General features: G+C 60.2%; 13 protein-coding genes. 2 read left to right on the forward strand and 11 right to left on the reverse strand.

The genetic code is table 11. The features are described from left to right. The first annotated feature begins 61 nt into the window (after positions 1 to 61). Both LUN51_RS09185 and lipA read left to right on the forward strand, forming a co-directional pair. Positions 62 to 1,084: a zinc-binding alcohol dehydrogenase family protein gene (locus LUN51_RS09185; RefSeq protein WP_277811024.1), complete on the forward strand. Its 1,023-nt coding sequence runs from the start codon at positions 62 to 64 to the stop codon at positions 1,082 to 1,084. Positions 1,085 to 1,352: 268 nt separating this feature from the next. Then, positions 1,353 to 2,405, forward strand: a complete 1,053-nt coding sequence (lipA, locus tag LUN51_RS09190; protein WP_277811025.1) for a lipoyl synthase — start codon at positions 1,353 to 1,355, stop codon at positions 2,403 to 2,405. A gap of 121 nt (positions 2,406 to 2,526) precedes the next feature. Here lipA and lipB read toward each other — a convergent pair whose 3' ends face one another. The 11 genes from lipB to LUN51_RS09245 all read right to left on the reverse strand — a co-directional run bounded on the left by lipB (position 2,527) and on the right by LUN51_RS09245 (position 12,837). Continuing rightward, on the reverse strand, positions 2,527 to 3,183 hold the full coding sequence (lipB, locus tag LUN51_RS09195; protein WP_277811026.1) for a lipoyl(octanoyl) transferase LipB: 657 nt from the start codon (positions 3,181 to 3,183) through the stop codon (positions 2,527 to 2,529). A gap of 6 nt (positions 3,184 to 3,189) precedes the next feature. Beyond that, positions 3,190 to 3,486: an HP0495 family protein gene (locus tag LUN51_RS09200; protein ID WP_040243741.1), complete on the reverse strand. Its 297-nt coding sequence runs from the start codon at positions 3,484 to 3,486 to the stop codon at positions 3,190 to 3,192. Between the two features lie 117 nt (positions 3,487 to 3,603). Then, a complete protein-coding gene (locus LUN51_RS09205; protein WP_277811027.1) occupies positions 3,604 to 4,806 on the reverse strand; it encodes a D-alanyl-D-alanine carboxypeptidase family protein in 1,203 nt (400 codons plus the stop codon). A 24-nt stretch (positions 4,807 to 4,830) separates the two neighbouring features. Then, positions 4,831 to 5,748, reverse strand: a complete 918-nt coding sequence (locus LUN51_RS09210) for a septal ring lytic transglycosylase RlpA family protein (RefSeq protein ID WP_277811028.1) — start codon at positions 5,746 to 5,748, stop codon at positions 4,831 to 4,833. Then, positions 5,745 to 6,776: a lytic murein transglycosylase B gene (gene mltB, locus LUN51_RS09215; RefSeq protein WP_277811029.1), complete on the reverse strand. Its 1,032-nt coding sequence runs from the start codon at positions 6,774 to 6,776 to the stop codon at positions 5,745 to 5,747. Before mltB ends, LUN51_RS09210 begins: the two co-directional genes overlap by 4 nt. Before the next feature lie 58 nt (positions 6,777 to 6,834). Continuing rightward, positions 6,835 to 7,932, reverse strand: coding sequence for a rod shape-determining protein RodA (rodA, locus tag LUN51_RS09220; RefSeq protein ID WP_277811050.1), 1,098 nt, complete (start codon positions 7,930 to 7,932; stop codon positions 6,835 to 6,837). A gap of 34 nt (positions 7,933 to 7,966) precedes the next feature. Further along, entirely contained in the window at positions 7,967 to 9,868 is a 1,902-nt protein-coding gene (gene mrdA, locus LUN51_RS09225) for a penicillin-binding protein 2 (RefSeq protein WP_277811030.1), read from the reverse strand. Positions 9,869 to 9,931: 63 nt separating this feature from the next. Further along, positions 9,932 to 10,399: a 23S rRNA (pseudouridine(1915)-N(3))-methyltransferase RlmH gene (gene rlmH, locus LUN51_RS09230; RefSeq protein WP_277811031.1), complete on the reverse strand. Its 468-nt coding sequence runs from the start codon at positions 10,397 to 10,399 to the stop codon at positions 9,932 to 9,934. Then, the gene (rsfS, locus tag LUN51_RS09235) at positions 10,396 to 10,767 is read right to left on the reverse strand and encodes a ribosome silencing factor (protein WP_277811032.1); all 372 of its coding nucleotides are present in this window, start codon (positions 10,765 to 10,767) and stop codon (positions 10,396 to 10,398) included. Before rsfS ends, rlmH begins: the two co-directional genes overlap by 4 nt. 140 nt (positions 10,768 to 10,907) lie before the next feature. Beyond that, on the reverse strand, positions 10,908 to 11,564 hold the full coding sequence (nadD, locus tag LUN51_RS09240; RefSeq protein WP_277811033.1) for a nicotinate-nucleotide adenylyltransferase: 657 nt from the start codon (positions 11,562 to 11,564) through the stop codon (positions 10,908 to 10,910). Then, on the reverse strand, positions 11,551 to 12,837 hold the full coding sequence (locus LUN51_RS09245) for a glutamate-5-semialdehyde dehydrogenase (protein WP_347276508.1): 1,287 nt from the start codon (positions 12,835 to 12,837) through the stop codon (positions 11,551 to 11,553). The genes nadD and LUN51_RS09245 overlap by 14 nt, the downstream gene beginning before the upstream one ends. Positions 12,838 to 12,870: the final 33 nt, after the last annotated feature.

The raw sequence follows: 12,870 nt of genomic DNA on the forward strand, positions 1-12,870 counted from the left end.
CTGGAAGGCCCTCATCTAAGGGGCATTATCATCACGTTCCACTTTTTACAGGGAGTCAGTCATGCAAGTAGTCGCCACCACCGGCCAGCCTCAGGCAGCGCCCCTGGACGCTTTCGAGCTCCATGAACGCGAGATGCCGAGCCCCGGAGAATGGGACCTTCTCGTGCGCATCGACGCGGTGTCGGTCAATCCGGTCGATACCAAGATTCGCCAGGGCGCCTTCCTTCCCAGCGACCAGCACAACGTCCTTGGCTGGGATGCCGTGGGCCGGGTGGAGCACGTCGGCGCCAACGTCGAGCATTTCGCCCCGGGAGATCGCGTGTACTATGCCGGCGAGGTCGAGCGCCCCGGCTGCAACGCCGAATATCAACTCGTCGATGCGCGCCTGGCCGCCAAGGCACCGAGCAAAGTGAGCGCCGAGGAAGCGGCCGCCATGCCGTTGACTTCCCTGACCGCCTGGGAGGCCCTGTTCGACAAGCTCAAGCTGTCACAGGGCAAAGACACCCATCGCGAGCAGACCCTGCTGATCATCAACGGCGCTGGCGGTGTCGGCTCGATCGCGACGCAAATGGCCTCCCAACTCACCGGCATCAAGGTCATCGCCACCGCGTCGCGCGATACGTCCGTAGAATGGTGCCGGCGCATGGGCGCGCATGAGGTCGTCGACCACCACGACCTCGTGTCGAACATGCAGCAGGCCGGCCACGAGCAGGTCGACTACATCTTCAATTGCCATGATATTGGCGACCACTGGGAGAACATGACCACGCTCATTCGGCCCTTGGGCCACATCGTGGCCATCGCCGAGACCCAGAAGACCGTCGATCTCAATGCTCTGCAAGGCAAGGCGGTGACGTTCAGTTGGGAATTCATGTTCGCGCGGCCGTTGCACGGCGCCGACATCGCTCACCAGGGCAAGATCCTGGCCACGCTGGCCGAGCATTTCGACGCCGGTCATCTGCGCAGCACGCTCAGCGATATCGTCGGCCCATTGACCCCAGCCAATCTCGGGGAAGCCCATCGTCGCCTCGAAACCGGACATACCACGGGCAAGCTGGTGTTGAGTGCCATGCCCGAGGCATGACATTCCCATAACCGACACAGCCCTGTGCAAGACGACATGCCCGGCACCAGCCGGGCATGGTATCGCGTGCAGCCAGGCTGCTCTCCTTGACACTGAAGCGCCATTGCCAACCTGTCCAGCACTACGCCTTTTGTGGTATGTTGGATGTATCAATTCACGCATCATCAGACGTGCCAGGCCCCCCGGAAACGTCGACCGACGCCCTTCCCCTCTTTCTGTGGTAGCGTCGCTTCGGCGCCGTCGGCCGGCTTGCAGAGAGGCTCACGCTATGAGCGACACTCCTACCCAACGCGTCACCAGCGGCAAGAAATACCGCAACGACCAGGGCATCGCCGCCATCAAGGATGGCATGAAGTCACGCGAGCAATCCGCAGGCGATGGCGTCGGCGGCCGCAAGCCCTCATGGTTACGCGTCCAGATGCCCGGCGGTGAACGCTTCGAGGCGGTCAAGCGCAACGTGAAGGAGCATCGGCTCAGCACCGTTTGTGCCGAGTCCCACTGTCCGAACATGGGAGAGTGCTGGAGCAACGGTACTGCCACCATCATGTTGATGGGGTCGGTATGCACCCGGGCCTGTCGCTTCTGCGCCGTCGACACCGGTAACCCGCGTGGCTGGCTGGACCCCGAGGAACCGGCGAACACCGCCGAATCGGTGGAGCTGATGGGGTTGCGCTATGTGGTACTGACCTCGGTGGACCGCGACGATCTACCCGACGCTGGCGCTGGCCACTACGCCGACTGCATTCGCGCGATCAAAGCGCGCACACCTCAGGTGGCGGTGGAAGCACTGACGCCGGACTTCGACGGCATATCCAGTGCCGTCGAGCGAGTCGTCGATTCCGGCCTGGAAGTGTTCGCCCAGAACGTCGAGACCGTGGAACGTTTGACGCAGCGCGTGCGCGATCCACGTGCCGGTTATCGTAAGACCCTCGACGTGCTGGCGCATGCCAAGCGTCACCGCCCCGAGGTGATCACCAAGACCAGCATCATGCTGGGGCTCGGCGAAACCGAAGAAGAGATCCTCGAGACCTTCGATGACCTTCGCGCCATTGGCGTCGATATCGTGACACTGGGCCAGTACCTGCAACCGACCCGCAACCACCTGCCGGTGGAACGCTGGGTGACGCCCGACGAATTCGAGCACTACCGCCAGCAGGGCTTGGCAAAAGGCTTCATGGAAGTGCCGTCGGGGCCGTTGGTGCGCTCCAGCTATCGCGCCGACCGAGTGTTCGAGAAGAATAACCTAGGACTGGCAGAGCCCGCTGAGGTGCCTGGTCAATCGCCCGATCCCGACCGCATTGCGGTCGTCAACGTCGGCTGAAGACCGCACTTTTCAAGCCTTAGTGATGCAATGAAACCGGCCCGCCGTAGACTTAGTCCACGGCGGGCCGGTTTCATTGGGACGCGCCGCTCGATGTAGAAGGACGCTGAACGACGGTGCGTCAGGCGCCGACGGTGGCAACTGGCACGAGCGTTCGCTCTAGCGTTCGCGCCAGACGCTCGGCCAGCTCGACGGCGACCGTATCGCTATCCGGACAATCGTCGACCAGATCGGCAAGCCGTGTCATGGCCATGCCGGCATAGCCGCAGGGATTGATGCGCTGGAAAGGAGATAAGTCACCATCGACATTGAGCGCGACGCCATGGAAGCTGGCGCCGCGTCGAATACGCAAGCCGAGCGAGGCAATCTTGGCCTCGCCGACATAAACACCCGGCGCGTCAGGGCGCGCATGCGCCTCCACACCATACTCGGCCAGCAACGCAATCACCGTGTTCTCGAGCGCCGATACGAGCTCCCGTACGCCCAGCTTGGCACGACGTACGTCGATCAACGGGTAAAGCACGACCTGACCCGGCCCATGATACGTCACCTGCCCACCACGATCGGTGGCGACGACCGGAATATCGCCAGGCATGAGCAGATGCTCGGGCTTACCGGCCTGCCCCTGCGTAAACACCGGCTCATGCTCCACCAACCAGAATTGATCGGGCGTCGTAGCATCACGCTCACCGGTGAGCTTGCGCATGGCCTGCCACACCGGCTCATAGGTGCGACGCCCTAGGCGATGCAACTGCACCGGTGGGCGCTCTTCGCTCATCGCCACCTACAGCACCATGTGCACACGCCCCGTCGCTTTCAGCGAATGGAACAGTGCATTGAGCTGGTCTTGCCCGGTGGCGTGAATCACTACGCGCACGGATTGAAAGCGGCCATTGCGGCTATCGACCATGCGCACGCTGCGACGATCGAAGCCAGGCGAGTGTTGCTCGACGATATCGACCACGGTGACCTTGAAGTCCGGTGCCGCGTCACCGACGATCTTGATAGGATACTGACAGGGAAACTCGATCTTGGGCGCTTCTGGCGATGCACCCTGCTCGGTTGGTGAAGTCTGTTGCATGAAGAACGGCCTCACATGGGCTCGACATGATATTTCCGAGTATTTTACTCAACCTTATCGTATCGACCAAGGGCAAAGCTTTCGAAACGCTTCGCCCTTGAGCCGAACCACAGTGAATCAGTCGAAAAACCCATTCACGAACTGCAGGACACTGTCCCAAAGGCGCTTGAAGAAGCCACCTTCGGAGATCGACTCCAGCGCTACCAGGGGACGCTCGTCGAGCACTTCACCATCTAGCTTGATTTTCAATGTGCCAAGCTGTTCTCCCTTCTCGACCGGCGCATCGATGGTTTTCTTGATGTCGAGCTGAGCGTTCAACTCATCACTGTGTCCACGCGGCACAGTCAAGTACACGTCATCCGCCACGCCCAGACGCAGCTCGTCCTTCTCGCCACCCCAGACACGCGGCTTGTTGAGCACGGCACCAGCTTCGTAGAGACGCTGTGTCTCGAAGAAGCGGAACCCATAGCTCAACAGTTTCTGAGTTTCTTGGGCTCGTGCCTCGTCAGAATCGGTCCCCATCACCACGGCCACTAGGCGTATATCGTCCTTCTTGGCGGATGCCACCAGGCAGTAGCCTGCCGCCTCGGTATGCCCTGTCTTCAAGCCATCGACGTTTGGATCGCGCCACAACAGGCGATTACGGTTGGGCTGACGGATATCATTCCAGGTGAAGTACTTCTCCGAATACACTTCGTAGTGCTCGGGGTAGTCCTTGATGATGTGTTGTGCGATGACCGCCAGGTCGTGAGCCGATGAGTAGTGGTCATCGTGCGGCAGCCCGGTGGGGTTCATGAAATGCGTATGCTGGAGGTTCATACGCGAGGCCTGCTGATTCATGAGATCGGCAAAGGCGTCCTCACTGCCAGCGATATGCTCCGACAATGCGACGCTGGCATCGTTGCCCGACTGAATCACGACCCCTCTGAGCAAATTGTCGACGCTTACCTTGCTCCCCGGGTTGAGGAACATCCGCGAACCACCGGTACGCCAAGCATTCTCGCTAATCGTGACCTTGTCGTCGGCATCGATATTCTCGGCGTCGATTTCACGCTCGACGATATAGGCGGTCATCATCTTGGTCAGACTGGCCGGCGGCAACTCCTTATCGGCATTGTGCTCGACCAGGATCTTGCCGCTATCGGCGTCCATCAGCACCCAGGAAGACGCCGCCAGGCTCGGTGCCGATGGTACCATCGACGACGGCACTGGCGAGGGCGCAGGGGGATCCTCGGCTTGCGCCACAGGGGTGAGACCACCGACACCTAACGTGACCAATAAAACAATGCGTAACAATGACGATCGGGCGAACACTCTCATGACAACTTTTCTCGCTAAGCGGGGTTACTCGGTAGCGGAAACGACAAACGACTGATCAAAGCCCGCCGTTTGTAATTCCGCTTTGATGGAATTAAGATGCGACGCATCATGCACAGGCCCTACCTGAACACGATACACGGACGCCTCTTCCCTTACGCGTACCGGACGCGATACCTGTCCTTGCAAGCGCTTTTCCAGCGCCTTGGCCCTGGCCGCGGAGCTCAGTGCCGCGACCTGAACATATTGTCCCGTGCCGTCCTGACCCTCGGTGGCACGATCTTGCTGGGACACCCCGGCGGTCGATGCTTCATCCGCGGCCCCCTGTGCCGATTCTCGAGCCGGTATGCCCGAGGACGCCTTGGCCACATCCCCATTGGAGGCTGGCTCGGTGGAAGGCTCATGCTGCTCGGCCCATTGCTTGGGGTCAATGGCTTCCACACGCACATGTCCCGTTCCGTCTCCCAAGATGTCCAAGCGTGCCGCGGCGGCGTAAGACAAGTCGATCAAACGATCGCCATGAAATGGGCCACGATCATTGACGCGCACGATGACACTGCGCCGATTATCGAGGTTGGTCACGCGGACATAAGTCGGCAACGGTAGCGTGCGGTGCGCCGCCGACATCTTGTACATGTCATAGATTTCCCCGCTCGCAGTGTCGTAACCCTGGAACTTGGTGCCATACCAGGACGCATCGCCTTCTTCCACATAGCCGCTGGGGTCGGACAGCACATGATAGGTCTCGCCCCACACCTCATAGGTGGAGCGATTGCCGCTCTTGGCCAGCGGCTCGTCCTTGGGTACCGCATCGGGAACATTCGCCACATCGGGCGGCGCGTCCGGATAAGCATCGTCTTGCTGCGCATAACGACCGCCGCCATCACTGGCGCACCCTGCCACCAACAGCATTAATACACACACAAGTACGCCGCCGATTCTCATGCATCATCCTTGTCGAGCGATGCCTGGATACCTGCTGCGAGTTCGGTGACAGCCATTGCGTATAGATAACTGTGGTTATAACGCGTGATCACATAAAAATTTTCATGCCCCAACGCGTAGCGATAATCCCTCGACTCGAGCGCCAGGGACAGCGGAATGACACGCGACGCGTCGAGTTCACCGCGTGGGTGGATACCGGCATCGGCAAGCGCCGCCAATCGCACGTAAGGCTCACGCGTGCGGTTGAAGTCGATCGCTTGCGGAGGCGTATCGGGACCATCGGCGGGCGTCACCACCGGCGCCCCTCGACGCCATCCATGTTCGGCGAAGTAATTGCCCACGCTGCCGATCGCATCCACGGGATCGTCCCACAGATCACGCCGCCCATCGTCATCGAAATCGACGGCATAAGCGCGGTAGCTGGTCGGGATGAATTGCGGGTAACCCATGGCGCCGGCATAGGAGCCTTTGGGGGCTTCCGGCGAAATCCCTTGATCTAGGGTGATTTCAAGAAACGCCGCCAATTCGCCACGGAAGAACTCGCCACGCGAGGGGTGATGAAAAGCAAGCGTAGCGAGCGAATCGAGCACACGATGACGCCCCTTGTGCTGACCATAACGCGTCTCGACACCGATAATCGCAGCAATGTAGGCGGGCGGCACGCCGTATTCTCGTTCGGCGCGCGCAAGGGCATCACGGTGCTCACGAATGAACGCTACGCCTTCTTGAATGCGCTTGGGCTGCACGAAGATGTCGCGGTATTCATGCCAACTCAAGCGACGCTCGGCCGCTCCCTGCATGGCGTCCAGCACGTCCTGGCGAAACCGGGCGTGGCGCAATGCCTGGGTCACGTCATCGCGAGAAATGCCGCTCCCTGATACGTCATCGACCCACTCGCGGATATCAGCGTGCGAGGCAGGATCGAACTCCTCGGCCGCATGCGCCGAGGGAAACAGGGCTACCCCGCATAGCAATGCCGCCGCCGGGGCAAACCCTCGCCAATGGGACCGCACATTATTCCACTTCATCAGGCTCTGACTCCTTGGCCCTGGGCTGTCGTTGCCTCCTTTCAGCGTCGCGCCCTGCCTAGCGCGGCAACAACCGTCGGTGGGTATGAACGGACATGAGGATACCGAAACCGATCAGCAAGGTCACGCTGGACGTACCGCCGAAACTGACCAGCGGCAACGGCACACCAACGACAGGCAAAATGCCGCTGACCATGCCCATATTGACGAAGACATAGATGAAGAATGTCAGCACGATGCTGCCGCCGACCAGGCGCCCATAGGTGTCCTGGGCGGTATTGGCGAGAAACAGGCCACGCCCCACGATGAGCACGTAGAGGGCCAGGAAGACCAGCATCCCGATCAACCCCCACTCCTCTCCCAGCACAGCGCCAATGAAGTCGGTATGACGCTCGGGAAGAAACTCCAACTGAGATTGAGTTCCCAAGCCCCAACCCTTGCCGAAGACGCCACCACTGCCGATGGCCGTTTTCGACTGGATGATATTCCAACCGGCCCCCAGTGGGTCACTTTCGGGATTGAGGAAGGTCAATACGCGTTGGCGTTGGTATTCATGCATATTGAACCAGAGTAGGGGCAAGGCGGATGCAAGGAGCACCGCCAACAAGCCGATTACCCGCCATGACAGGCCCGCCAGGAAGATGACGAACACTGCCGCGCAGGCCACCAGCAATGACGTCCCCAGGTCAGGCTGACGCATGATTAGCATCACCGGCATACCGATGATCAAGGCACAGACCAGCAGGTCGCGCATGCTCGGCGGCAGCGGTCTCTTATAGAGATACGTCGCCACCATCATGGGCACCGCCAGTTTCATCAACTCGGATGGCTGAAAACGGATTATTCCGGGGATTTCCAGCCAGCGCTGCGCCCCCATCCCCATGTCGCCCATCACTTCCACCGCCACGAGCATGGCTACCCCTATGAAGTAGCCGAGGGGGGTCCAACGGCATAACGTACCTGGCGAAAATTGGGCAATCACGAACATGGCCAGCAAGGCCACACCGAAACGCGACGTCTGTCCTAGCGTAACGGCAAGACTCATGCCACTGGCGCTGTACAAGACTACCAGCCCCGCCCCCATTAGGCTCAGCAGCAGCAAAAGCAGCCAAGGGTCGAGATGAAGGCGCGACCAGAGGGAGCGCTTGCGCCCCATGCCATCCGACGGTGACCGACTGAAGTGACGCCATTCAAGTCCCTTCAACTTCGACGTCCTCCTTGATGAGTTCTTCGGCTTGATGGGTGTTCTCGTCATCGGGCAGGAGCCACTCGTCTGCCAGGGCGCGAGCCAGGCCCGCAGCATGTGAACTACCGCCCCCGGCGTTTTCGACGATCACGGCGATGGCTATCTGCGGATCGTCCACAGGCGCGAACGCCGTGAACAAGGCGTGATCACGCAAACGTTCCTTGAGCTCGTCGGCATCGTATTTTTGGTTTTGCCCCAAAGAAAACACCTGGGCCGTGCCCGACTTGCCCGCCATGTCGTATTTCAGTCCTTTACCGATATGGCGTGCAGTGCCCTCTCTGCCACTAACGACTTTTTCCATGCCGTTGAACACGTCATCCCACCAGACCTCCTTGTCGAGCGTCACGTCAGGCTTGGTGTTCTTGAAAGGCGGTTCGATCGAGGTCTCACCGACGCGTTTGGCCAAATGTGGACGCACCCAATCCCCACGGTTGGCCAGCGTTGCCTCCGCCGTTGCGAGCTGCAATGGTGTGACCATCCAGTAGCCTTGCCCGATACCCGCCGAGAGCGTTTCCCCGGGATACCACACTTGTCCGTATTTCTCGCGTTTCCACTCACGGGAAGGCACGGTCCCCGATGAAGCCCCTTGCACATCCAACGAGGTGACCTCCCCAAACCCGAACTTGTACATGAAGTTGGATAAAGCATCGATGCCCAAGCGATGCGCCATGGTGTAGAAGTAGGTGTTGTTGGAAACGGCAAGGGCGCGCTCCAGATCGACACGGCCATGCCCCCAGCGCAACCAGTTCCGATAGTGGCGCGAATCGTTGGGCAGCTTGTAATATCCTGGGTCATAGATGACTTCTTGGGGCGTCACGACACCATTTTGAAGCGCGGCCAAGGCCTCGAAAGGCTTGATGGTCGACCCGATCGGATACTGGCCGCGCACGGCCCGGTTGAACAGCGGCAGATCAAGATTCTCTTGCAGCGACTGATAGTCCTTGTAGGAAATACCGGTCACGAACTCGTTGGAATTGAATCCCGGGGCAGAGACCATCGCTAAAATATCACCGGTCTGAGGTTGAATCGCGACGATGGAACCGCGCCGCCCATCCAGCAGATCGTAAGCCATCTGTTGAAGTCGCGTGTCGATGGTCAGCGTCAAGTCCTTGCCCGGTTCTGGCGGTGTACGCTCAAGCTCGCGTAGCACACGACCTCGGGCGTTGGTTTCCACCTTACGCAGGCCAGCCTGCCCATGCAGCGCGTTTTCGTACTGCTTCTCGATACCGGTCTTACCGATATAATGCGTGCCCGCATAGTTGCCGCTATCCAACGAGGCCAGTTCTTGCTCGTTGATTCGCCCGACATAGCCAAGCACATGCGACATGATCTTGGGATTGGGATAATGACGTAGCCACTGTGCTTCGACCTCGACTCCTGGGAGCCGGTAACGATTGACGGCTAACCGTGCGATTTGTCGTTCGTTGAGACCGCTCATCAACAATGCCGGTTGATAGGGTCTTTGACGTTGGCGCGACCGTTTGCGAAACGCCTCGACCTGCGTTTCGTCCAGCCCCAGGATGTCGACCAGTCGGTCGAGAGTGGCATCAATATCCTTGACCCGCTCCCGTACGATAGTCAGGTTATAGGTTGGGCGGTTCTCAGCGACCAATTGGCCTTGGCGATCGTAGATGAGCCCACGCGTCGGTGGCAACGGTTCGACACGCACACGATTCTTCTCGGAACGCGTGGTGAACACATCATGCTCGACAACCTGGAGATAGAAAAGACGAGCGCCCAACCCCCCGGCCATCAATAATACGAGTAATGCCGCCAGTAGCGAGCGAGACCGAAATACACGGACTTCTCGAGCGGTATCCTTGATTGGGTCGCGTCGTTTACGCATGGGTCCCCGATAACAGGCGGGAAGGTGGAAGGTAGCTGCTGAACAGGTATCTAGCCCCGTTAATCATCGGTGATAGGGATGGCCAGCCAACAAGGTCCAGGCGCGATATAGCTGCTCAGCCAGCAAAATACGTACCAGTGGATGAGGCAACGTCAATGCCGAGAGCGACCAACGTTGCTCGGCTCGCGCCAATAGACGTGAATCGAGCCCGTCCGGCCCACCCACCAGGCACGCCACGTCGCGACCCTCCTGGCGCCATTGTTCGGCGTTGGCGGCCAATCGCTCGGTGCTCCAACTTCGACCCTCGACATCCAATGCGATTACACGCTCCTGATCGCGCAGCTTCGCCAGCATGGCGTCGCCTTCGCCCTGAACCGCACGGGCCACATCGGCGTTCTTGCCCCGCTTGCCGGGCGCAATCTCGACGATGTCCACGCTGAAATCACGCGGCAGTCGCTTGAGGTATTCATCGACACCCTGCGTGACCCAACCGGGCATGCGAGTCCCCACGGCGAGCACGCGAAGCTTCATCCACGCACCTCGCCAAGCGCCCCCTCAACGGATACCCCATCGCTGGGTAGATCCGACCACAAGCGCTCAAGATCGTATAGCTGACGGGTCTCGGGCAGCATGACGTGGATTACGAGATCGCCCAAATCGACCAGGACCCAATCGCTCCCTTGGTGACCCTCGATACCCAAGGGACGGCATCCCGCTTCCTTGACTTTCTCCACCACACTTTCGGCCAGGGCGCCGATGTGTCGGCTCGATGTACCACTGGCGACGATCATGGTGTCGGTGACGCTGGTCAACGAGGCGACATCGAGTTCGGCAACGTCACGTGCCTTGAGTTCCTCGAGCGTGTCCATTACCAGCGTTTTGAGTGCTTCAGTCTGCATAGCTCCTCGTTCATGTGTCATACCCCTTCGGGCAAGGCCCGCATTCTACCGCGCTGACACCAAACCGCCAGGGGCAAGGTTAAAAAGCCTTTGGGTAGCGCCACCACACGCCAGGCCCCTTTCATTGATTGATGACGACATCATCGATAAAGACGATGCGCCAGGAGATAGCGTTCCACAGCATCGGGTAGCAAATAACGCACGCTTTTACCGCGCTGCAATCGCTCCCGAATCGCCGTGGCCGAAATCGCCATGCGCGTGGGCAGGCTTAAATGCAGCAGCCCCCCCGCAGGCGACTGCATCAGCGTATCGGCACTCTCCACTTCACGGCCTTCGATCAGCGTGTCGAGCGCCGTCGGAAGCGGCTGTTGGTGATCGGGACGATCGATGACGACGACATGCGCGAGCTCGAACAGACGCGCCGGCTCGTGCCATTCGGCCAAGTGCAGATAGGCGTCGTGCCCCAGCGCCATGACCAGGCGCGCCTGCGTACCCAGCTCTTCGCGCAAGGACGCCAGGGTCGCGGTGGAATAGGAAGGCCCCTCGCGGCGGATCTCGCGATCATCTACGTAAAGCCCCGGTGTATCAGCGATGCCCAGCGCCAACATGGTCGCGCGCTGCTCGGCATCGACGCCTGGGGTAGCTCGATGCGGTGGCACCCGCGCCGGGACCATGTGCACGCTATCGAGCGCCAGCGCCTCGCGCAGCTCGAGCGCGCTACGCAGATGCCCCACGTGCACGGGATCGAAGGTACCGCCCAGCATCGCGACGCGCGGCGGGACCTCAGCTGCGCACATGGCCATCGCCGTATACGATGTATTTCTCGCTGGTGAGGCCTTCCAGGCCAACGGGACCTCGCGCATGCAGCTTATCGGTGGAAATGCCGATCTCCGCCCCTAACCCATATTCAAAACCATCGGCGAAACGCGTCGAGGCATTGACCATGACAGAGCTGGAGTCGACTTCAGTCAGAAAGCGCCGCGCGTCGGTGAGGTTCTCGGTAACAATGGCATCGGTATGGTGCGAGCCATAAGTATTGATGTGCGTGATCGCTTCTTCCAAGTTATCGACTATGCGAATGGCCACGATCGGTGCGAGGTATTCGCTATACCAATCGTCCTCAGTCACGGCAACGGCGTCCGCCACCCAGGCCCGCGTCCGTTCGCATGCACGCATTTCGACACCCTTGCGGCGATAGATATCGACCAACTCAGGGAGCACCCGGGGCGCTGCCTCGGCATGCATCAGCAGTGTTTCCATGGCATTGCAAGGCGAGTAGCGCTGGGTCTTGGCGTTGTCGGCGATGGCCACCGCCTTGGCCGGATCGGCGGCCCGGTCGACATATACATGGCAGATGCCATCAAGATGCTTGATTACCGGCACGCGCGCGTCTCTTGAGATGCGCTCGATCAACCCCTTCCCACCGCGCGGCACGATGACATCGACGAACTCCGGCATGGCGATCAATGCGCCGACCGCCGCACGGTCGGTCGTCGCCACGACTTGCACGCAGGCCTCGTCGAGTTCTGCTGCCCTGAGTCCCTGCCGGATACATTCCGCAATGGCTCGGTTGGAGTGGATCGCCTCGGAGCCACCGCGCAAGATCGTTGCATTGCCTGATTTCAAGCAAAGGCTGGCGGCGTCCACGGTGACGTTGGGGCGCGATTCGTAGACGATACCCACCACGCCCAGCGCGACGCGCATCTTGCCCACCTGAAGCCCTGAGGGTAGATAGCGCATGTCACGAATCTCGCCAATCGGGTCGGACAAGGCAGCCACTTGACGCAAGCCCTCGATCATCGTGTCGATACGTGCCGGAGTCAGCGCCAGACGATCCAGCAGCGCCTCGTCAAGGCCGTTATTGCGCCCCGCCTCGAGATCGCGGTGGTTGGCGGTTTCCAATGCATCACGCGCCTCATCCAGGGCACTCGCCATGGCGAGTAACGCACGGTTCTTTTGCGCAGTGGTGGCGCGGGCCAGCACGCGTGACGCACCACGCGCCCGTACGCCCATCGCATGCATGTAAGCATCGACGTCGGCGATCTCGGAATCGGAAATTTCAAGGGCCATGCGGGCAATTTTCTCCTGGGTATCCGCCGGGAA

Origin of the sequence: Chromohalobacter canadensis (assembly GCF_029544075.1) — a bacterium.
Taxonomy (GTDB): domain Bacteria; phylum Pseudomonadota; class Gammaproteobacteria; order Pseudomonadales; family Halomonadaceae; genus Chromohalobacter; species Chromohalobacter canadensis_A.